This window comes from Microbacterium sp. 16-032 (genome assembly GCF_041079455.1).
Lineage (GTDB): Bacteria > Actinomycetota > Actinomycetes > Actinomycetales > Microbacteriaceae > Microbacterium > Microbacterium testaceum_A.
In genome coordinates this window covers 452,930-473,038 of sequence record NZ_JBFYGQ010000002.1, presented here as the reverse complement: position 1 = coordinate 473,038, position 20,109 = coordinate 452,930, and the positions used below count along the sequence as shown (strand labels likewise).

The window sequence follows — 20,109 nt, the reverse complement described above, 5'->3', positions numbered from 1 at the left end:
CGCGCCGCGGAGCAGGCTGAGCGCATGTCACTGTCCGCCGCCCTGACCTCGTCGTTCCGAGAGGCCCTGACGTTCTGGCTCCCCGTCGCGTGCGCCGGGTGCGGTGTCGTCGACACCGATCTCTGTGCCGGATGCCGTGACGCCCTGGCCCCGAGCCCGATCCACCGCGCCATCGGATCGGGGATGACGGTCACGAGCGCGCTCGCGTTCGACGGGGTCGCGGCCCGCGTCATCCGTTCGCTCAAAGAGGAGGGGCGGACCGGCCTCGCGCGCGACCTGGCCCCGGCGCTCGATGCCGTGCTGCGTCTCGCGGTGCCCGTCGGAGCGCGGCTGACGACCGTGCCGGGGACGCGTGCGGCCTTCCGGCGACGGGGCTTCCGCCCCCTCGACATCCTGCTGCGGCGGGCGGGGTGGACGCACGAGCGACTGCTGCGGGTGGCCCGCGCGACCGATGACCAGCGGGGGCTCGGTCGCAGCGCTCGCCGCGAGAACGTCGGGGGAGCCTTCGCCGCCCGACCGGTGCCGGGCGGGGTCGTCGTGGTCGTGGACGATGTCGTGACCACCGGATCGACGCTGTCCGAGGCGGCACGCGCCCTGCGCGCGGCGGGGGCGGACGAGGTGATTGCCGTGGCGCTGGCGCACACGCCGCGTCGCAGGAACATCGAAGGTGAATCCCGGGTGATTGAGACGTGACACGGGGGTGGCGGGCTACTAGCGTAAGGATGACTGAAGGCGACGGATGTTCCGCCCTTAGACCGGGCGGAACCCGGAACAAGGAGGTCACAGATGGACACCAACATCGTCGGCGTGGGAGTCGGTATCACCGATCGTTTCCGCTCGGTGGTCGAAGAGAAGGTCGGTCGCATCGAGCACCTGGCGCCGCGCGCTCAAGCGCTCGAGGTCAAGGTGACCCACCGCTCCTATCGCAACGGTCGTCTCGAAGACGACACCGTCGAGCTCACGCTCGACGGCAAGGGCCCGGTCGTTCGCGCGGAGGCGACCGACACCGACAAGTTCGCGGCCCTCGACCTCGCGGTCGACAAGATCTCCGAGCAGGTGCGCCGCGCGAAGGACAAGCGCATCGACGCGCGAAACCACCCCCGGGGCGCGAAGTTCGAGAAGGGCACGGGAGAGCTCGCCGGCATCGACGTCGAGCCCGCCTCCGTCGAGGTGCTGCGTGCCGTCGCGACCGGCTCGGTGCCCGTGCAAGAGACCGGTGCCGACGAAGAGGACTACTCGCCCGTGGTCATCCGACAGAAGGAGTTCGGCGCCGAGTGGATGACGGTCGAAGACGCCGTCGACCGCATGGAACTCGTCGGCCACGACTTCTTCCTCTTCATCGACGCCCGCACCGATCACCCGAGCGTCGTCTACCGCCGCAAGGGCTGGGACTACGGTGTGATCGCGCTGGCAACCCAGGCCGCCCCGGCCGTCGGGGTCGCATCCTGACCTGAGAACGACACGACGCCCCCGGTCCTCGGACCGGGGGCGTCGTCGTGCGGGGCGAGCCGTGGAAGGCAGGCTCAGCCGTCGAAGATGTCGCCCAGCAGCGAGCCGATGACGAGGCCGCCGAGCATGCCGCCGACCATGTTGCCGCCGCCCATTCCGCCCCCGCGGCCGTACCCGCCGCCGCGGTTATCTCCGCCCCAGTCGTTCGGGCGGGACTGCTCGATGTCGCGCTGAGCGATCTGCAGGGCCTCGGATGCCAGCGACCCGGCGCGCCGCGCGGTCGCCAGAACCGTCTCGCGCCGGTCCTCGGGCACGGGACCGAGCGGCAGACCCGCGCGAAGGCGTTCGGCCTCGACGAAGCGGGTGCGCGCGTCGGCACCGATCCATCCGCGGTGACCGGTGATGAGGCCGCGGGCGACGGCGATCTGCCGGTCGGCGTCGTCGATCGCGTGCTCCACCTGATCCTGCGAGGGGACGGGGCGGGCGGCACGCTCGCGCGCGAGGTCGAGATCGGCGTTGGCCTGGCGCAGCGACGACAGCGCCTGGAAGGGATCGCTGCGCGATCCCGAGGCGGGGAGCGCGGTCAAGGCCTTCTGCAGCGTGGCCATGGCCTGGACCACGGCCGGCGTCTGCGCGCCGAGGCGCGCTTCGATCAGGTCGTTGCGGGAGTCGTCGACCACGGCGGCGAGAGTCGACTCGGCGCGGAGGGCTTCGATCTCGAAGGTGTCCACGGCATCCAGGAGCGATTCCGCCCGACGAACGGCTTCGGTGGCCGCCTCGAGGGCGACCGACGCCTGCTCGCGCTGGCCCGCTTCGCGGCGGCGCTCCGAGACGGCCGCGGTGTGCACGGCGAAGTCGAGCAACTGCTCGATCTCTTCGGGGTTGCCGCCGATCTGTGCCAGGGCCGAATCGCTGTAGCGGCGGGACAGCCGGTCGACGACCTCGCGGGCGTTCGGGATGCGCTCGGCGAGCCGGTCGCGATCCGCGCGCACCCGCGCCAGGGTCTCGGGCGCGCGGCGCACGGCGTCGATCTTGGGCTGGAGCACCTGGGTGCGCTCTTCGAGCAGGTCTTCGGCCCACTGCGACAGCTGGATGATGCGGGCGTTGCGCGTGCGAAGTTCTTCTTTGGTGTCGGGGATCTCGTCGTGGTTCAGCTGGTGCAGCTGGAACGCCTCGGCGAGGTGGGTGCGCACGGAGTCGAGGGCCGCCGCGAGGTCCTCGGTCGCCTTGTCGCCGAGTTCGGCGCGGGCGAAATCGAGTTCGTCCGAGGTCAGGCGCACGCGTTCGTCGGCCGCGACGATCGCGAGCTCCGCTCGGCGTGCCAGATCGGCATCCGCCGCGTCCTGCTCTTCGCGCTTCCTCTTGCCCCAGAAACCGGCCATGGGTCGATCCTAGGCGTCGGGTTCGGCGGCGTCGCCGTGTGTTCGCTGCGGGCGCGCGCTCCTCTTTCGGATTGCGGCCTCCTCGCAGGTCACGAACGGGTAACACGGATAACATGGGCGATGTATGCCTGTTCGCAGGCCGGCGTCCACGCGGGCGCCGCACCCGACAGATGGAGATGCTCCGTGGCCAATCCGCTCGAGAAACTGCTGCGCGCCGGCGAGGGCCGCATCCTGCGCCGACTGCAGGGCGTCGTGAAAGCGACCGGAGCGCTCGAAGAGGACTACGAGCAGCTCACCGACGACGAGCTGCGCAACGAGACCGTCGAGCTGCGCGCGCGTTACGAAGCCGGTGAGACGCTCGACCAGCTCATGCCCGAGGCCTTCGCCGCCGTTCGCGAGGCGGCCAAGCGCACGCTCGGCCAGCGTCCCTACGACGTGCAGATCATGGGTGGGGCAGCCCTCCACCTCGGCAACATCGCCGAGATGAAGACCGGTGAGGGCAAGACGCTGACCGCGGCGCTTCCCGCGTACCTCAACGCGATCGCCGGCCAGGGCGTGCACGTCATCACGGTCAACGACTTCCTCGCGAGCTACCAGTCCGAGCTCATGGGCCGCGTCTACCGCGCCCTCGGCATGACCACGGGAACGGTCGTCGCGGGACAGACCCCCGAGGTGCGCCGCGAGCAGTACGAGGCCGACATCAGCTACGGCACGAACAACGAGTTCGGGTTCGACTACCTGCGCGACAACATGGCCTGGCGCAAAGAAGACCTCGTGCAGCGCGGTCACTTCTACGCCATCGTCGACGAGGTCGACTCGATCCTCATCGACGAGGCCCGCACCCCGCTGATCATCTCGGGCCCGGCATCCGGCGAAGCCAACCGCTGGTTCGCGGAGTTCGCCAAGCTCGCCCGCACGCTCGAGGCCGGCGTCGACTACGAGGTCGACGAGAAGAAGCGCACGATCGGCGTGCTCGAGCCCGGTATCGAGAAGGTCGAGGACTACCTCGGCATCGACAACCTGTACGAATCGGCCAACACCCCGCTGATCTCGTTCCTGAACAACTCGATCAAGGCGATCGCGCTGTTCAAGCGCGACACCGACTACGTCGTGATGAACGACGAGGTCATGATCGTCGACGAGCACACCGGTCGCATCCTCGTGGGCCGTCGCTACAACGAGGGCATCCACCAGGCGATCGAGGCCAAAGAGGGCGTGCCGGTCAAGGCCGAGAACCAGACCCTCGCGACCGTCACCCTGCAGAACTACTTCCGTCTGTACGACAAGCTCGCCGGCATGACCGGTACCGCCGAGACCGAGGCGGCCGAGTTCATGTCGACCTACAAGCTCGGCGTGGTTCCCATCCCCACGAACAAGCCGATGATCCGCAAGGACCAGTCCGACCTCGTCTACAAGAACGAGACGGCCAAGTTCGCGCAGGTCGTCGAAGACATCGTCGAGCGCCATGAGAAGGGCCAGCCGGTCCTCGTGGGCACCACGAGCGTCGAGAAGAGCGAGTACCTCTCGCGGCTTCTGGCGAAGAAGGGCGTGCGTCACGAGGTCCTCAACGCCAAGAACCACGCGCGCGAGGCCGAGATCGTCGCGCGCGCAGGTCGCCTGGGCGCCGTCACCGTCGCCACCAACATGGCCGGTCGCGGAACCGACATCATGCTCGGCGGAAACGCCGAGTTCCTCGCCGTGCAGGAGATGAAGGCGAAGAACCTCGACCCGGTCGAGACCCCCGAGGCCTACGAGTCCGAGTGGGACACTGTGTACCAGGGCATGCGCGACACCGTGGCCGAAGAGGCCGCGAAGGTGGTCGAGGCCGGTGGCCTGTACGTGCTGGGCACCGAGCGTCACGAGTCGCGTCGCATCGACAACCAGCTGCGCGGTCGTTCGGGTCGTCAGGGCGACCCCGGCGAGAGCCGCTTCTACCTCTCGCTCACCGACGACCTCATGCGCCTGTTCCAGTCGGGTGCGGCGGAGGCGATCCTCGCGCGCACGAACTTCCCCGACGACGTCGCGATCGAGTCGGGCCTGGTCTCGCGAGCGATCAAGAGCGCCCAGTCGCAGGTCGAGGCGCGCAACGCCGAGATGCGCAAGAACGTGCTGAAGTACGACGACGTGCTGAACCGTCAGCGCGAGGCGATCTACGCCGACCGTCGTCACATGCTCCAGGGCGACGACATCGCCGATCGCGTGCAGCACTTCATCGAGGACGCGATCACCGCCGTCATCGACGACCACACCGGCTCGGGTCACACCGAGTCGTGGGACTTCGACGCCCTGTGGACCGAGCTGAAGACCATGTACCCCGTGAGCGTCACGATCGACGAGGTCGTGGCCGAGGCGGGTGGCAACAAGGGTCGCATCACGCCCGAGGGCCTCAAGCGAGAGATCATCTCCGACGCCCGCATCGCGTACGAGAACCGCGAGAAGGCCCTCGGCGAGCAGGCGCTGCGCGAGCTCGAGCGACGCGTCGTGCTGCAGGTCCTCGACCGCCGCTGGCGCGAGCACCTGTACGAGATGGACTACCTCAAGGACGGCATCGGCCTGCGCGCCATGGCCCAGCGCGACCCGCTCATCGAGTACCAGCGCGAGGGCTACCAGATGTTCCAGTCGATGATGGGGCAGATCAAGGAGGAGTCGGTCGGCTTCCTCTACAACCTCGAGGTCGAAGTGCGCAAGGTCGAGGGTGACGAGGCTCAGGTCGAGGCGAAGGGCCTCGCCCCGACGCCGGTCGAGACCCAGCGCCTCGAGTACTCCGCGGCCAACGACGCCGGCGAGGTCGAGGTCCGCAACGACCGCGGTCAGGTGCAGCAGGCCGCCACCAACCGCCTCCGTCAGGCCGAGCAGCAGGCCGAGCCGGCTGCCGAGCAGGCCCCCGCCGCCCGCGGAGCCTTCGGGCAGCGGGTGGCCCCGAGCGACGAGCCCGCCGCGAGCAACCGCGCCGATCGTCGCGCCGCCAAGAAGAAGTGATCGCACGACGGATGCCGCGCCCCGAGGTCGGGGGCGCGGCATCCGTTGTTTCCGGGTACGTCGTCCGGCCGCCGGTCGGGGGACTGGCCCGACCGAGGGGTCCACGCGGTGTCGATTGGCCGCGACGGCCCGGGGATATCCTGAACCGATGAGCCCGCTGCGCCCCCTCGACCAGTCATCCAAGCTGAAGGACGTCCTGTACGAGATCCGCGGGGAGGCCCTCGTCGAGGCCGACCGACTCGAGGCCGAGGGGCACTCGATCCTCAAGCTCAACACCGGCAACCCGGCGATCTTCGGCTTCGAGGCGCCGCACCAGATCGTGCGCGACATGATCGCCTCGGTCCCCAACGCCCACGGCTACAGCGACAGCCGCGGCATCCTGTCCGCTCGTCGCGCGGTCGTCTCGCGGTACGAGCAGGAGCCCGACTTCCCCCACCTCGACCCCGATCACGTCTTCTTGGGCAACGGCGTGTCCGAGCTCATCACGATGACGATGCAGGCGCTGCTCGATGAGGGCGACGAGGTGCTCATCCCCGCCCCCGACTATCCGCTGTGGACGGCGATGACCAGCCTGGGCGGCGGCACGCCCGTGCACTACCTGTGCGATGAGCAGCGCGAGTGGCAGCCCGACCTCGAGGACATCCGCTCCAAGGTCACGCCCCGCACCAAGGCGATCGTCGTCATCAACCCGAACAACCCCACGGGCGCGGTGTACTCGCGCGAGATCCTCGAGGGCATCGCCGACATCGCCCGGGAGCACTCGCTCCTGCTGCTGGCCGACGAGATCTACGACCGGATCCTGTTCGACGACGCCGTGCACATCCCGATGGCCACGGTCGCCCCCGACCTGCTCTGCCTCACCTTCAACGGCCTCTCCAAGACCTATCGGGTGGCGGGATACCGCTCCGGCTGGCTCGCGATCACCGGACCCAAGGAGCACGCGCAGGGATTCCTGCACGGCATCAACCTGCTGGCATCCACTCGTCTGTGCCCGAACGTGCCGGCGCAGTTCGCGGTGCAGGCGGCGTTGTCGGGGGTGCAGTCGATCGACGCGCTCATCGCCCCGACCGGTCGTCTTCACGAGCAGAGGGATGCCGCGTGGCAGGGCCTCGAGGCCATTCCGGGCGTCTCGTGCGTCATGCCGCGGGGGGCGCTCTACGCCTTCCCGCGCTTCGATCCCGACGTGTATGAGATCCCGGATGACGCGCAGTTCGTCCGCGACTTCCTTCTGGCCGAGCACGTGCTGCTGGTCCAGGGGTCGGGCTTCAACTGGCCCGCGACCGATCACGTGCGCATCGTCACGCTCCCCGAGGCTCGCGTCATCACCGACGCGATCGAGCGTCTCGGCAACTTCTTGGCGTCCTGGCGTCCCTGACCCCGGGCGGGCGGGGACCTCTCCGCACGGTCGGCGCGGTCTCGTCGGGCGGTCGCCGTTTACAGCAGGTGGAGCGCCGTGATGCGCCACCGTCGCTCGACCGTCTCGAGCCGGAGGGCGATGGCGCGGGTGCGCAGACGACCCGAGACGATGACGGTCGCTTCGAGGGCACCTTCCCGAGGTGAGAAGAGGCGGATGCCGCGGACATGGTGGACGGCGCGGTACATCTGAACGCCTCGCGCACTCCGGGCGCGGGCGGCGAGGCTCGTTCGCACGAGGAGCGCACGGTAGACCTCTTCGGACATCCACCGTGCCAACTGCTCCGGGTCACGGACGCCGGCGACCACCTCGAGGACACCGCGGACCATGTTGCCGACGAAGACCTCGATGGCGGGGAGGCCGTCAGCGGCGTGCTCCGGACCCGGATTGCTCACTGGACGGGCGTTCTGCTGGGCACGCCGCGAAGGTTCGCGTCGCCGTGCTGATTCGGGCATGGGTCCTCTGTCTGTGCGTCGTAGGTTCGGCGAGTCGGGGTGAGGCCGACAGTAGGACAGTCATCGCACGGGCCATGGAGTTTTCGCGGTGTCTGTGGAGGGCTTTCGACGGGGTGAGGTTGAGGAGGAGCCGCGGTCATTCTTCTCGTCGCAGCGCCGACCGTCCCGCACCGCGACTCTTTCCCTCAGCTCCACGGACCTCGTCACCCACGAGTCGCTCGAGAGGGACGCTCTCCGCGTCATGTCGGGCTGCTCGCCGGCGGACGCGGGAACGCCTTCGGGATCGGCGTCCCGGCGCGGAGGAGCCCAGACCTCGAGGTCGCGGCACGCATCGTCGGGCGCTGGCGCGACCACCCGGACGGGATCGCTTCCGGGCGATTGTGCGACGTTCGTCGTCACGGTAAATCGTCCGCGGGGTGAGTGCCTCTCCGTCTTGGCCTCACCACGTCCACCGTTGTGCGGACGTCGCGACCTCACCCTGCGCACCGCCCGGGCCTGCCGGGCAGGAGAGCTCGAGGGGACGGGTTGGTTTCTCTCGCCCGCGCCTTAGCCTGCCGACGCATTCGAGGCGGTCGAACCTCACCCGCACCCTCACCGAGCGCCGGCCGGACGCCTCGTGCGGATGCCCGCATCGGAGGCTCCCCCTAGGGTGGAGGGGTGTCGACACTCAGTGAACTCGTCTACGCCCAGGGCCGCTCCAGCGAGGCGGACGTCGAGTGGCTGCACCGGCTCGCGGGCGACGGGCAGTTGCTCGCCGACCTCGCGTTCGCCGACATCGTCATCTGGGTCCCCACTCCCGACGACTCGTTCGTCGCCGTCGCCCACACGCGGCCCGGGGGAGCGGCGACGCTCTTCTACCGCGACATCGTCGGCGACCGCGTCCGTCCGCAGTGGCGTACCCAGGTGCGAGAGGCCTTCCAGAGCGGTCGCATCGTCGACTCGGCATCTCCCGATTGGTTCGAAGAGACGCCCACGCGCGTGCGCGCGGTGCCGATCGTGCGCGAGCTCTCGCGCGACGGCCACGCGGTGACGACGGTGGGCGTGCTGACCCGCCACACCAATCTCGGCGAGACGCGAACCCCCTCGCGGCAGCAGATCACCTTCAACGACTGCGCCGACGACGTCTTCGGCATGATCGCCTCGGCCGAGTTCCCCGACCTCTCGGCCCCGACCGCCCCCCGGCGCGGGGCTCCCCGCGCCTCCGACGGACTCATCCGTCTCGACGTCGACGGCATCACCACCTTCGCGAGCCCGAACGCGCTCTCGGCGTTCAACCGCATGGGCTTCGACGACGAGCTCGAGGGTGAGTCGCTCGCCGAGGTGACCGCGCGCATCCTCCCGGCCAAGCGCCAGGACGTCGACGAGTCCCTTCCCGTCGTCGTGAGCGGACGCGCTCCCTGGCGTGCCGACATGGAGGCGCGTGGCGTCCAGGTCTCGTTGCGCACGATCCCACTGCGCGACCGCGGCACGCGCATCGGCGCGATCGTGCTGAGTCGCGACGTCACCGAGATCCGCCACCAGGAGCAGGAGCTCATCACCAAGGACGCGACGATCCGCGAGATCCACCACCGGGTGAAGAACAACCTGCAGACGGTGGCGTCGCTCCTGCGCATCCAGGCGCGGCGCACGCATTCCGACGAGGCGCGAGACGCGCTCACGCAGGCCATGCGACGGGTCTCGGCCATCGCCGTCGTGCACGACACGCTGTCGGAGGGCCTCGCGCAGAACGTCGACTTCGACGACGTCTTCGCGCGCGTGCTCAAGCTCGTCGCCGAGGTTGCGGCGGCCCCCAACACCCGCGCGCGCACGCGCAGCACGGGCAAGTTCGGCACGCTGCCCAGCCAGTTCGCCACGCCCCTCGCGCTCGCGCTCACCGAGCTGGTGACCAACGCGGTCGAGCACGGGCTCGCCGGTCAGGAGGGCGACGTCGAGATCGCCGCCGAACGCACCGGCGAGATGCTCGAGGTCAGCGTCCGCGACACGGGCGTCGGCCTGCCCGAGGGCCAGGTGGGCCGCGGCCTGGGCACGCAGATCGTGCGCACCCTCATCCAGGGCGAGCTCGGCGGAACCATCGATTGGCACACGCTGATGGGCAGCGGAACCGAGGTCACCATCGAGATCCCGCTGCGCTACATCGGCGGTGCCGCGGCCTGACGCGGCACCGCCCCGCGGCATCCCCCCATCCGGACGGTGTCGCGTCGGCTCCCTGCCGCGTCGCGCTCCCTGCGCGGGTCTCGGAGGTTCGGGATGCCGTCGGGCGCGCGGAGCGCTCAGGCGCGAGCCGAGGCCCCTGAGCGCGCGAAAGCCCGCCCCGAGGGGCGGGCTTCGGCGCGGCGACGGACGTCAGGAGGCGCGGCGGGCGCGAGCGGCGCGGCGCTTGAGCGCGCGACGCTCGTCTTCGCTCAGACCACCCCAGACGCCCGAGTCCTGGCCGGACTCGAGGGCGTACTGCAGGCAGACCTCGGTGACGGTGCAGCGAGCGCAGACCGACTTGGCCTTCTCGATCTGGTCGACCGCGGGGCCGGTGTTGCCGACCGGGAAGAACAGTTCGGGGTCGACGGTGAGGCAGGCTGCTTTGTCGCGCCAATCCATAGGGGTGCTCCTTGTAACAGAAAATTGGTCGATTCGGCACCGGGATTCGGGTCCGGTACCCTGGTGGGAACGCGAGCGATTGCTCGCCCCACTTCGCTGTGGGAGCACACGGCTTGTTCCATGCTCCCATAGCGGTTCCGCCTGATCAAGAGGTAACCGCGAGGTTTCCAGATCGTAACGGCGCGGATTCGCCCGCCGGGGAGGCTTTCCGGATGCCGATTCGTCTCGCTGCCGCGGTCCTGCTCGGACTCGAAAGCCTCGGCATCCTGGCGCTCGCGGGCTGGCAGACGGTCGCCCTCGTCGGCGGCGACACCGATTCGGTGGTGAGCTCGGTCGCCCTCATCGTCCTCACCGTGATCGGTGCGGCCATCGTCGGTGCCTTCGGCGTCGCCACGGCCCGCGATGTCTCGGCCGGTCGATCCGGGGGGATCGTCACGCAACTGCTCATCCTCTCGGTCGCCATCGGCGCGGTGACGGGGGAGTGGGCGTCTCCGGCGATCGCCGTGCTCATCGCGGTGCCGGCCGTCGTCGGTCTCGTGCTGCTCGCGCTGGCGGTGCGCGCGGCGGCGCCGCGACGTCGCGACGACGACTGAGTCACGGCGCAGACGCGAAGACCCCGCCGACCGCTCGTGCGGGGCGGGGTCGCGGCATCCGCGGATCAGGCGACGGCGAGACCGAGGGTCTTGCGCAGACGCGCCACGTGGCCGGTGGCCTTGACGTTGTACATCGCCTCGACGATCTTGCCCTCTTCGTCGACGACGAAGGTCGAGCGGAGCACGCCCGTGACCGTCTTGCCGTAGTTCTGCTTCTCGCCCCACGCGCCGTAGGCCTCGTGCACGGCGTGGTCGGCGTCGCTCAGCAGCGGGAAGGTCAGACCGTCGCTGTCGCGGAACGCGCGCAGCTTCTCGGGGGTGTCGCGCGAGATCCCGAGCACCGTGTACCCGGCGCCCTGGAGAGAGGCGAGGCTGTCGCGGAAGTCGCATGCCTGCGTGGTGCATCCCGGCGTCTGAGCCGCGGGGTAGAAGTAGAGGATCACGCGGCGGCCGCGGAAGTCGCCCAGCGAGACGGGGTGTTCGTCCTGGTCGATGAGGGTGAAGTCGGGGGCGATGTCGCCCTTTTCGAGGTTCGTCACCCCTCCAGCCTAGAACGCTCGATGCCCTGGAACGTCGTCAGCAGGCGCTGCAGGGAGTCCAACCGGGCGGCGGCCCCGGGGCCGAGGCGGCCGGACTCGACCGCCTCGATGATGGCGCAGTCGGGAGCGTCGGGCAGGTGCGTGCAGCCGCGCGGGCACTCCTCGGCCACCTCGGCCAGATCCGTGAACGCGCCGAGGACGTGCGCGGGGTCGACGTGTCCGAGACCGAACGACCGCACGCCGGGGGTGTCGATGACCCAGCCCGAGCCGGCGCGTCCGCGGTACCGCAGCGACACCGCGGACGAGGAGGTGTGACGCCCCCGCCCGGTGACGGTGTTCACATGACCGATCGCGCGCTCCGACCCCGTGAGGGCGTTCACCAGCGTCGACTTGCCCACGCCCGAGTGCCCCACGAACACCGTCGAGTGGCCGACGAGGGCCTCGCCGATCTCGTCGAGGGGCATCTGCCCCTGCGCGCTGGTGAACACGCGCAGGTCGAGACCGACGAAGTGCGCGAGGAACTCCGTGGGGTCGGCCAGGTCGGTCTTGGTGACGACGAGCAGGGGACGGATGCCGGCATCCAGCGCCGCCACGAGGTAGCGGTCGACGAGGCGGGCGCGGGGTTCGGGGTCGGCCGCGGCGACCACGACGAGCATCTGGTCGGCATTGGCCACGATCACGCGCTCGACCTGGTCGGTGTCGTCGGCGCTGCGGCGCAGCAGAGACGTGCGCTCCTCGAGACCGATGATGCGCCCGAGGGTCCCTTCGTCGCCCGTGAGGTCGCCGACGACGCGGGCGCGGTCGCCGTTGACGATGGGCTGCTTGCGGAGCTCGCGCGCGCGAGTGGCCAGCACACGACGTTCGTCGGGGCCGTCCTCGTCGACGAGGACCGTGTAGCGGCCGCGGTCGACACCGAGCACGCGGGCGATCTGCGCGTCGGCATGGGCGGGACGCCGCTTCGTCCGCGGCCTGTTCGCCTTGGGATTGGGGCGGACGCGGATGGACGACTCGTCGTAGCGGAGGTCGTCCTCGTCGTCGGCGTCGTCCAGCCAGCTCACGGTCGCTGCTCGCTCATACGCGGGGAGCGCGCAGCATCGCCTGCCACAGCGCCGCGAACTGGGGGAGGGTCTTGGCGGTGGTTCCGATGTCGTCGATCCGCACGCCGGGAACACGCAGACCGATCAGGGCGCCGGTGGTGGCGAGACGGTGGTCGTGGTGGGCCTTCCACTCGCCGCCGACAAGAGGCCGCGGCACGATGCGGATGCCGTCGTCGAGCTCGTGGGCCTCGCCGCCGAGCGAGCGGAGGTTTCCGACGAGGGCGCTGATGCGATCGGTCTCATGACCGCGGATGTGCCCGATCCCGTGGAGCGTGGTGGGACCGTCGGCGAACGCCGCCAGGCCGAATAAAGTCGGCGCCAGCTCGCCCGCCGCGGACAGGTCGAGATCGACACCCAGGATGCCGTCGTCTCCGGCGGCCACGGTGAGGGCGCCGCCGCGACGGCTGACGCGGGCTCCCATCTCGGCGAGGATGTCGACGAGGAGAGCGCCCGGCTGCGTGCTGTGCAACGGCCAGCCCGTGACGGTGACGGAGCCGCCCGTGACCATGGCCGCGGCGAGGAACGGCGAGGCGTTGGAGAGATCGGGCTCGATCGCCACGTCCTTCGCGCGCACGGGGCCGGCTGGCACGATCCACTCGCCGGGAGCGGGGCGTTCGACGTGCACGGCGCGGTGGGCGAGGGCTTCGACGGTCATGTCGATGTGCGGGATGCTGGGCAGGCGCGAGCCGACGTGACGCAGGTGAAGCCCCACGTCGAAGCGCGCGGCCGCGAGCAGGAGCCCCGAGACGAACTGGCTCGACTGACTCGCATCGATCTCGACTTCGCCGCCGCGCACGTGTCCGTGCCCGCGCACCGAGAACGGCAGGGCCCAGTGGCCGCCGTCGTCGATGTCGACACCGACGTCGCGCAGGGCGTGGATCATGGCGCCCATCGGACGATGCAGTGCGCTCTCGTGGGCGGTGACGTGCACGTCGCCACGGGCGAAGCCCGCCACGGGGGCGATGAACCGCATGACGGTTCCGGCCTGGCCGCAGTCGATCGTGCCGTCGCCCGTGAACGAGGACGGAGGGGTCACCTGCAGGTCGGGGCCGAACGGCGAGCCGGTGTCGATCTCGTCGATCCCGACGCCGAGGACGCGCAACGCGTCGACCATGCGCGCGGAATCGTCGGAGTGCAGCGGCCCGTGCAGCGTGCCGGGGCCGTCGGCGATCGCGGCGAGGATCAGTTCGCGATTGGTCAGCGACTTCGAACCCGGCACGGTGACCGTGGCATCCAGGGGGCCGTCGGACACGGGCGCGTCCCACTCACCGCGGGGAGTGGCGGCGGAAAGGGAATACCCGAGGGGAGTCATCGGTTCCTAGCCTACTGAAAGGGGACGACACGTGACCGCACTTCTCGAACGCGACCGCCTGCCGGAGGCCATCCCGGTGGTCGCCGACACGCTCGACGTAGACTGGCGCGCGATGAACGACACCGCAGACGCCGGCCCGCAGGCGGAGCCCCGCGCACAGTTCGAAGAGCAGGCGCTGCCCTTCATGGATCAGCTGTACGCCGCAGCGATGCGCATGACGCGCAATCCGGCCGACGCCGCCGATCTCGTGCAGGAGACCTTCGTGAAGGCCTTCGGCTCGTGGGCGACGTTCACGCAGGGCACCAATCTGAAGGCGTGGCTCTACCGCATCCTGACGAACACGTACATCAACACGTATCGCAAGAAGCAGCGCGAGCCCTACCAGAGCGCGATCGACGATCTCGAGGACTGGCAGCTCGGCGGAGCCGAATCGACCACCGCGAGCAGCGCCCGTTCGGCCGAGGCCGAAGCGATCGACCACATGCCGGCATCCGTCGTGAAGGACGCGTTGCAGTCGATCCCCGAAGATTTCCGGATGGCGGTGTACCTCGCCGACGTCGAGGGCTTCGCCTACCAGGAGATCGCCGACATCATGAAGACTCCGATCGGTACGGTCATGAGCCGTCTGCACCGCGGCCGGCGGCTGCTGCGCGACCTGCTGTCGGACTACGCCAAGGAGCGCGGCATCCAGGCCGCGACGGGAGAGAAGAAATGAGCGACTGCGGCTGCGACAAGGCGCGACGCGACCTTGAGGAGTACCTCCGCAACGAGGTCTGCAAGACCCAGCAGAAGGACATCCGGGCGCACCTCGAGAACTGCCCCGGATGCCAGGACGAGGCCCTCGTGGCACGGACGCTGACCGAGGTGGTCGCGCGTGCGTGCAAAGAGACGGCGCCCGACGAACTTCGCGACCAGGTGCTCTCGCGCCTGCGCGCCATCCAGGCCACTCACTGACGTCGCGGGCGTTCGCTCGCCGCGTGTCGGAGGTGATCCCTAGGCTGGGGTCATGGCATCCCTCGACACTCTGACGCTGCCCCTCGACCCGACCTCCGCCGCCGACCTCGCCGCCTCCGGGCTCGAATACGAGCGGGTGGATGCCGACGGCGAGGGGTTCCGTCCGTTCCAGCGGGCGGTCGCCCGGGGTTTCCTGGGCGGGGAGTCGACCGACGACGAGGCCGAGAACGCGCGCAAGACCCTGCGGACCCGCCGTCTGACGGCGGTCTACGACCGTCGGGGCGTCGAGCCCGCGGTGCCGGTCGGCACGATCGACTCGTGGGCCTCCGAGCTGACGACCTCGCCGGGGCGCGTCGCCCCGCTGTGGTCCATCAGCGCCGTCACGGTGGCCGCGACGCACCGTCGCCGGGGGATCGCGCGCGCGATGATCGGCGGTGAACTGCGGACGGCGGCCGCGGCCGGCTTCGCCATCGCGGGCCTCACCGTCACCGAGGCGACGATCTACGGGCGCTGGGGTTTCTCGCCTGCCGCGTGGGCCTCCGACGTGCAGATCGACACGGGCCGCGCCCGCTGGACGGGTCCGACGGCACCCGGGCGGCTCGACTTCGTGCCGCGCGAGGCAGTCGTGGAGCGCGTGGCGGCCGTCCACGAGCGAGTGCGCATCCAGCGCCCCGGGTCGGTACCCGGGTGGGACGGGCGGTGGCGCGGGATCGCGGGTCTCGCGCCCGGCGACAAGTCGGGCGAGAAGGTCCGCGCGGTCGCCTATCGTGGCGCGGACGGCGACGAGACGGGCATCCTCGTCTACACGATCGACGGGCGCGACGACTTCTCGGCGCACGAGCTCGAAGTGCGCGCCCTGTTCGCCGTCGACGCCGAGGCGTCCGCGGCCCTCTGGCGATTCGCGATCGAGCACGACCTCGTCGGTCGGGTGAAAGCGTGGCTGCAGCCCGCCGTGCCGCCGGTGCAGTGGATGGTCGCCGACCGTCGCGCCGTGACGGCGACCCTCACCGACCACCACTGGTTGCGCATTCTCGATGTGCCCGGGGCCCTGGGCTCGCGGCGGTACGCGGGAGCACTCGACGTGGTGCTCCGCGTGGCCGACCCGCTCGGCTTCGCCGAGGGAACGTGGCGTCTGCGCGTCGGCGCGGACGGAGAAGCCGTCGTCACCCGGGCGGACGAAAGCGAGGCGTCGGAGGTCGAGCTGACGGTCGGCGCCCTGAGCTCGCTCCTGCTCGGCGGGGTGCGCTCGACGGAGCTCGCCCACGCGGGACTCGTGCGGGCAGGGGCCGACGTCCTCGTCTCCGTCGACCGGGCTTTCACCCCCGAGGCGACCCCGCTGCTCGACATCTGGTACTGACGCCTTCTCATAGGAATTGGCAATACGCTTTCGCCGATGTCCGAATCCGCCGCTCCTCCGGTCGCCGACCGACCGCCGTCGCGCTTGACGAGGGTGGGCGCGTCGCTGCGTCGCTACCTGTCGCACAACCCGGTGGCGATCGTCGTCGCGGTGATCGTCGTGGCGTCCGCCGCGGCGACCGGGTCGCTGTGGGGCGACGACGCGCTGGTCTGGGGAGCAGGGCCGTTGGCCACGTTCGCCAGCGGCCGCTGGTGGACCCTCCTGACCGCACTCGTCGTGCCGGATTCGACGATCGACGCGTTCTCGTCGGTGCTACTCGCTCTGACCGCGCTCGCGTACGTCGAACGTCTGGTCGGATCGCGGCGCACGAGCCTGTTCCTCGCCGCCATCGGGCTCAGCGGATTGCTCGTGGGCATCGGCCTGCACGCCGCCGCCTGGACGATCACCGATCTCCGCCCCGTCGTCGCGGCCGAGGTCCCCGTGCTCGACCCGACCACGGCGATCGCCGGGGCCGTCATGGCCGGATCGGCCTTCGCGCCGACGCTCTGGCGTCGTCGTCTGCGCCTGGTCGGCTTCGCCCTGTTGGCCCTCTTCGCGCTCTACGCGGGTGACGCCGACTCCTGGTACCGCCTGTCGGCGGCGGTCATCGGACTCTTTGTGGGGGCTCTGCTCGGGCGGGGCCGGGAGCGCCGGTCGTGGCACCGCAGTTCGACGCGCGAGACGCGGACCCTCCTCGCCCTGCTGGTCGCGGTCGTGGGCAGCGGCCCGATCGTCGCGCTCGTCAGCGGCGGAGGCCGCGGGCCGCTCTCGCTCGTGGTGGACGCCTACACGCAATACGACGACGAACTGCTCGCGCAGTGCGGCAGAGTCGCGTCGTCGGTCTGTGACGAGCAGATCGGCCTCCTCATGACCCGGGGTGTGGGCCCCGCCCTCCTCGCGATCGTGCCGCTCGTGCTGCTCCTGGTCGCCGCGTGGGGGCTGCGGCAGGGGAGGCGCTCGGCCTGGATCGTCGCGGAGTTCGTGCTCGTGGCATCCGCCGTCCTGCCCGTCATCTCCCTGCTGGACGGGCGCCTGCGCATCGACCCGTGGGTCGACGGCAGCGGCGCGGAGTACGTGCTGTGGGCGATCGCGACGATCGTGATCCCCCTCGCGCTGGCCGCCGCCCTGGTCGTCGCCCGCGCGCGCTTCTCGGTGCGCGCCACCCCGCGCGCGGCGCGGACCGTCGCCGTGGTGGTCACCCTCGCCTTCGTCGTGTGCGCGACGACGCTGTTCGTCGTCGAGGCGATCGGGCACCGCGCCTTCGACCGGGAGGTGTCCGTGCTCGATCTGTTCGGATTGACGCTGCGACGGTTCCTTCCCCCGTCCTTCACCCATCCGGGCGGGTCCATGGCGTTCCCGCACAGCGGGCCCGCTCTGTTCGCGTACCAGTGGATCGGCGTGCTCTTCTGGGCCATCGTCGTCGCCGCGCTCCTGTGGCTCTATCGGCGCTCGCGGCGCCCCGCCGCGGTCGACGACAGCCACTACCGCGATCTGCTGCGACGCGGGAGCGACACCCTCGGCTTCCTCGGCACCTGGGCCGGGAACAGCCACTGGTACTCCGACGACCGGGAGTGCGCCGTCGCCTATCGGCTGAGCGGCGACGTGGCACTGGCGGTCGGCGACCCCCTCGCCCCCGAGGGGCGGCGCCCGGAGGCGTTGCGGGGCTTCACCGATTACTGCGTCGAGCACGGGTGGACCCCGGCGTTCTACAGCATTCACTCCGACACCCTCGACGATCTTGTCGACCTGGGATGGAGACACGTCCCCGTCGGGGTCGAGACGGTCATGGACCTTCCGGGCCTGACCTTCGCCGGCAAGAGCTGGCAGAAAGTGCGTCAGCCCCTCACCCGGGCCGAACGCGAGGGATACACGGCCGTGTGGTCGCGCTGGCACGAACTGAGCGTCGGTCAGGCCTCGCAGGTGATCGCCATCGACGAGGAGTGGGTCGCCGACCGCGCCCTGCCCGAAATGGGCTTCACGCTGGGCTCCCTCGACGAACTCCGCGACCGCGACGTGCGGCTGCTGTTGGCGGTCGGCCCCGACGATCGCATCGAGGCGGTCACCAGCTGGATGCCGTCGTGGACGGCGGGCGAGATCTCGGGGTGGACGCTGGACTTCATGCGGCGGCGCACGGACGGCCCCAACGGCATGATGGAGTTCCTCATCGCCAAGGCGGCCCTCGAGCTGCAAGAAGAAGGGGCCACGGTGTTGAGCCTGTCGGGGGCGCCTCTCGCCGACGACCCGGACGAAGCCGTCGACGGCGACCCGGCACCTCTCCGGGCACTTCTGCGCTGGCTCGCCGAGGTCCTCGAGCCGGCGTACGGTTTCGCGTCGCTCTTCCGCTTCAAGGGCAAGTTCCGGCCCCGGTACCGCCCGCTCTCGCTCGCCTACCGCGATCCGCTGCAGCTTCCCGCTATCGGGGCCGCGGTCGGACGCGCCTATCTGCCCGACGCCTCACGCCGCGAGATCGTCGCACTGGCCCGAACCGCCTGGGAGGGACGCCGGTGAACAAGTTCATCCTGTCGTTCGACCTGATCGACAGCCCCATGCTGCTCATCAGCGCCATCATCGCGGCCCTCGGCGTGATCGCCGTCATCGTGTGGCGTCCGCGTCGGATCGTGAGCACGCTCGTGATCGGGATCGCTGCCGGCGTCGTGATGGTCGTCGTCGCGAAGATCCTCGAGGCGATGAACACCTTCCAGGGTCCGCTGCCCGGCGCGGCGATCTGGTGGGCATCGGGATCGATGGTCGCCGTCGCGATCGGCGTCGTCGGGATCTTCCGCGCCCCGTGGCCGCGTCGCGTCCTCGGCGTCGTCGCGGTGATCGCCTCCCTGCTGGCGGGGATCCTCGGCGTGAACACCTCGTACGGGGTGACGCACAACCTCGCCGCGATCCTCGGCGTCCAGGCCCTCGATCCGGCGTCTCTGCCGCAGCAGGACGCCGTCGCCGAAGATCCCGCCACGCTGTACCAGACGTGGGAGCCGCCGGCCGACATGCCGGCCAAGGGATCGGTCAGCGCTCTGACGGGGAACACGAAGATCCCCACGGGGCAGTACGCCGCGCGCGACGCGTCGCTCTACCTGCCCCCCGCGGCCCAGGTCGCCAAGCCTCCCGCTCTCCCTCTCCTGGTGTTCATGATGGGGCAGCCCGGTTCCCCCGACCCGACGGTGCTGGCCAAGGCGCTCGACGCCTTCGCCGCGAAGAACAAGGGACTCGCGCCCATCGCGATCGTCGTCGACCAGCTGACCGCACCGGATCGCGATCCGACGTGCGTCGACTCCGCTAAATACGGCGCCGTCGCGACCTACATCAATCAGCTCGTGCCGCAGTGGGCCGAAAAGAACCTCAACATCACCACCGACCACAAGTACTGGACCATCGGCGGGTTCTCCAACGGCGGCTCGTGCGCCGCGCTGTACGGGGCCAAGTACCCCGGCACGTGGGGGCAGATGCTCGACGTGATGGGCAACGAATTCCCGGGGTCGGAGCACGTCGATCAGACGGTCAAGGACGTGTACAACGGAGATGCCGGGGCCTTCCAGGCGAACAAGCCGTCGGTGGTTATGGCGGCCGCGGCGCCCGGGACGTTCAGCGGCCACACGGCGATCTTCACGTGGGGGAGCGAAGACAAGACCTACGGCCCGGGGCAACTCGCGAACTCGAAGGCGGCGGAGGCCGCGGGATTCACGGTGCAGACGCACATCGTCGAGGGAGCCGGGCACACCGGCGAGGCTCTCGACGGCAGTCTGGCCTGGGCGATCCCGGCCTTGGCGCCCACGTTGGGGCTGGCTGCGCCGGCATCCTGAGGCCACCGCCGGAAGACCGCGTGAGCGGCTTCGCCCGGAAATGGATCGCGGACCCGGCTTGGCGACGCGGTAGGCCCGATCCGCGGGCGCGGGGAACGCGGGGCGCGGGGAGCGCGAGACGGCATCTCGCTGACAACGGGG

The 20,109-nt window shown here is 70.3% G+C and carries 17 protein-coding genes; 11 read left to right on the top strand and 6 right to left on the bottom strand.

Annotated elements, in window-relative coordinates; all coding sequences use genetic code 11:
* The first annotated feature begins 24 nt into the window (after window positions 1-24).
* Both AB6V31_RS05945 and raiA read left to right on the top strand, forming a co-directional pair.
* Window positions 25-693 (top strand): ComF family protein, encoded by a 669-nt coding sequence (locus tag AB6V31_RS05945; protein WP_369364586.1) that lies wholly within the window; start codon window positions 25-27, stop codon window positions 691-693.
* A 93-nt stretch (window positions 694-786) separates the two neighbouring features.
* Window positions 787-1,449, top strand: coding sequence for a ribosome-associated translation inhibitor RaiA (raiA, locus tag AB6V31_RS05940; protein WP_369364585.1), 663 nt, complete (start codon window positions 787-789; stop codon window positions 1,447-1,449).
* A 74-nt stretch (window positions 1,450-1,523) separates the two neighbouring features.
* Here the strand turns inward: raiA and AB6V31_RS05935 are convergent, their stop codons facing one another.
* The gene (locus AB6V31_RS05935) at window positions 1,524-2,831 is read right to left on the bottom strand and encodes a hypothetical protein (RefSeq protein ID WP_369364584.1); all 1,308 of its coding nucleotides are present in this window, start codon (window positions 2,829-2,831) and stop codon (window positions 1,524-1,526) included.
* A 183-nt stretch (window positions 2,832-3,014) separates the two neighbouring features.
* Between AB6V31_RS05935 and secA the strand changes: the two genes are divergently transcribed.
* Both secA and AB6V31_RS05925 read left to right on the top strand, forming a co-directional pair.
* On the top strand, window positions 3,015-5,810 hold the full coding sequence (secA, locus tag AB6V31_RS05930) for a preprotein translocase subunit SecA (protein WP_369364583.1): 2,796 nt from the start codon (window positions 3,015-3,017) through the stop codon (window positions 5,808-5,810).
* Window positions 5,811-5,958: 148 nt separating this feature from the next.
* Window positions 5,959-7,185: a pyridoxal phosphate-dependent aminotransferase gene (locus tag AB6V31_RS05925; RefSeq protein WP_144782283.1), complete on the top strand. Its 1,227-nt coding sequence runs from the start codon at window positions 5,959-5,961 to the stop codon at window positions 7,183-7,185.
* A gap of 59 nt (window positions 7,186-7,244) precedes the next feature.
* On the opposite strand, the gene AB6V31_RS05920 is transcribed toward AB6V31_RS05925, so the two are convergent.
* Complete coding sequence (locus AB6V31_RS05920) at window positions 7,245-7,619, bottom strand: Rv3235 family protein (RefSeq protein WP_369364582.1); 375 nt, start codon at window positions 7,617-7,619, stop codon at window positions 7,245-7,247.
* A gap of 717 nt (window positions 7,620-8,336) precedes the next feature.
* Here AB6V31_RS05920 and AB6V31_RS05915 point away from each other — a divergent pair.
* The gene (locus tag AB6V31_RS05915) at window positions 8,337-9,833 is read left to right on the top strand and encodes a sensor histidine kinase (protein WP_369364580.1); all 1,497 of its coding nucleotides are present in this window, start codon (window positions 8,337-8,339) and stop codon (window positions 9,831-9,833) included.
* A gap of 189 nt (window positions 9,834-10,022) precedes the next feature.
* Here the strand turns inward: AB6V31_RS05915 and AB6V31_RS05910 are convergent, their stop codons facing one another.
* A complete protein-coding gene (locus AB6V31_RS05910; RefSeq protein ID WP_013583608.1) occupies window positions 10,023-10,271 on the bottom strand; it encodes a WhiB family transcriptional regulator in 249 nt (82 codons plus the stop codon).
* Between the two features lie 212 nt (window positions 10,272-10,483).
* Between AB6V31_RS05910 and AB6V31_RS05905 the strand changes: the two genes are divergently transcribed.
* Window positions 10,484-10,864 carry a hypothetical protein gene (locus AB6V31_RS05905; protein WP_056226908.1) on the top strand — a complete coding sequence of 127 codons (381 nt, stop codon included), beginning with the start codon at window positions 10,484-10,486 and terminating at the stop codon, window positions 10,862-10,864.
* A 65-nt stretch (window positions 10,865-10,929) separates the two neighbouring features.
* On the opposite strand, the gene bcp is transcribed toward AB6V31_RS05905, so the two are convergent.
* The 3 genes from bcp to aroA are packed head-to-tail and all read right to left on the bottom strand — an operon-like array spanning window position 10,930 to window position 13,812.
* Entirely contained in the window at window positions 10,930-11,403 is a 474-nt protein-coding gene (gene bcp, locus AB6V31_RS05900; protein WP_056226909.1) for a thioredoxin-dependent thiol peroxidase, read from the bottom strand.
* Entirely contained in the window at window positions 11,400-12,461 is a 1,062-nt protein-coding gene (rsgA, locus tag AB6V31_RS05895) for a ribosome small subunit-dependent GTPase A (RefSeq protein WP_369364578.1), read from the bottom strand. Before rsgA ends, bcp begins: the two co-directional genes overlap by 4 nt.
* 13 nt (window positions 12,462-12,474) lie before the next feature.
* The gene (aroA, locus tag AB6V31_RS05890) at window positions 12,475-13,812 is read right to left on the bottom strand and encodes a 3-phosphoshikimate 1-carboxyvinyltransferase (RefSeq protein WP_074694123.1); all 1,338 of its coding nucleotides are present in this window, start codon (window positions 13,810-13,812) and stop codon (window positions 12,475-12,477) included.
* Window positions 13,813-13,924: 112 nt separating this feature from the next.
* Between aroA and AB6V31_RS05885 the strand changes: the two genes are divergently transcribed.
* Genes AB6V31_RS05885 through AB6V31_RS05865 form a run of 5 tightly spaced genes read left to right on the top strand, consistent with a single transcriptional unit; the run spans window position 13,925 to window position 19,968 of the window.
* On the top strand, window positions 13,925-14,527 hold the full coding sequence (locus tag AB6V31_RS05885; RefSeq protein WP_056228410.1) for a sigma-70 family RNA polymerase sigma factor: 603 nt from the start codon (window positions 13,925-13,927) through the stop codon (window positions 14,525-14,527).
* Entirely contained in the window at window positions 14,524-14,766 is a 243-nt protein-coding gene (locus AB6V31_RS05880) for a zf-HC2 domain-containing protein (RefSeq protein WP_369364576.1), read from the top strand. The genes AB6V31_RS05885 and AB6V31_RS05880 overlap by 4 nt, the downstream gene beginning before the upstream one ends.
* A gap of 52 nt (window positions 14,767-14,818) precedes the next feature.
* The gene (locus AB6V31_RS05875) at window positions 14,819-16,123 is read left to right on the top strand and encodes a GNAT family N-acetyltransferase (protein WP_369364575.1); all 1,305 of its coding nucleotides are present in this window, start codon (window positions 14,819-14,821) and stop codon (window positions 16,121-16,123) included.
* A gap of 36 nt (window positions 16,124-16,159) precedes the next feature.
* The gene (locus AB6V31_RS05870) at window positions 16,160-18,670 is read left to right on the top strand and encodes a bifunctional lysylphosphatidylglycerol flippase/synthetase MprF (protein ID WP_369364573.1); all 2,511 of its coding nucleotides are present in this window, start codon (window positions 16,160-16,162) and stop codon (window positions 18,668-18,670) included.
* Entirely contained in the window at window positions 18,667-19,968 is a 1,302-nt protein-coding gene (locus AB6V31_RS05865; RefSeq protein ID WP_369364571.1) for an alpha/beta hydrolase, read from the top strand. The genes AB6V31_RS05870 and AB6V31_RS05865 overlap by 4 nt, the downstream gene beginning before the upstream one ends.
* The last annotated feature ends 141 nt before the right edge of the window (window positions 19,969-20,109 follow it).

Excerpts from the sequence above, each read along its gene's own strand:
- AB6V31_RS05945 (WP_369364586.1), top strand. The coding sequence starts at position 25 with ATGTCACTGTCCGCCGCCCTGACCTCGTCGTTCCGAGAGGCCCTGACG.
- AB6V31_RS05870 (WP_369364573.1), top strand. The coding sequence starts at position 16,160 with ATGTCCGAATCCGCCGCTCCTCCGGTCGCCGACCGACCGCCGTCGCGC.
- AB6V31_RS05905 (WP_056226908.1), top strand. The coding sequence starts at position 10,484 with ATGCCGATTCGTCTCGCTGCCGCGGTCCTGCTCGGACTCGAAAGCCTC.
- AB6V31_RS05910 (WP_013583608.1), bottom strand. The coding sequence starts at position 10,271 with ATGGATTGGCGCGACAAAGCAGCCTGCCTCACCGTCGACCCCGAACTG.
- raiA (WP_369364585.1), top strand. The coding sequence starts at position 787 with ATGGACACCAACATCGTCGGCGTGGGAGTCGGTATCACCGATCGTTTC.
- AB6V31_RS05880 (WP_369364576.1), top strand. The coding sequence starts at position 14,524 with ATGAGCGACTGCGGCTGCGACAAGGCGCGACGCGACCTTGAGGAGTAC.
- AB6V31_RS05885 (WP_056228410.1), top strand. The coding sequence starts at position 13,925 with ATGAACGACACCGCAGACGCCGGCCCGCAGGCGGAGCCCCGCGCACAG.
- AB6V31_RS05925 (WP_144782283.1), top strand. The coding sequence starts at position 5,959 with ATGAGCCCGCTGCGCCCCCTCGACCAGTCATCCAAGCTGAAGGACGTC.
- AB6V31_RS05935 (WP_369364584.1), bottom strand. The coding sequence starts at position 2,831 with ATGGCCGGTTTCTGGGGCAAGAGGAAGCGCGAAGAGCAGGACGCGGCG.
- AB6V31_RS05875 (WP_369364575.1), top strand. The coding sequence starts at position 14,819 with ATGGCATCCCTCGACACTCTGACGCTGCCCCTCGACCCGACCTCCGCC.
- aroA (WP_074694123.1), bottom strand. The coding sequence starts at position 13,812 with ATGACTCCCCTCGGGTATTCCCTTTCCGCCGCCACTCCCCGCGGTGAG.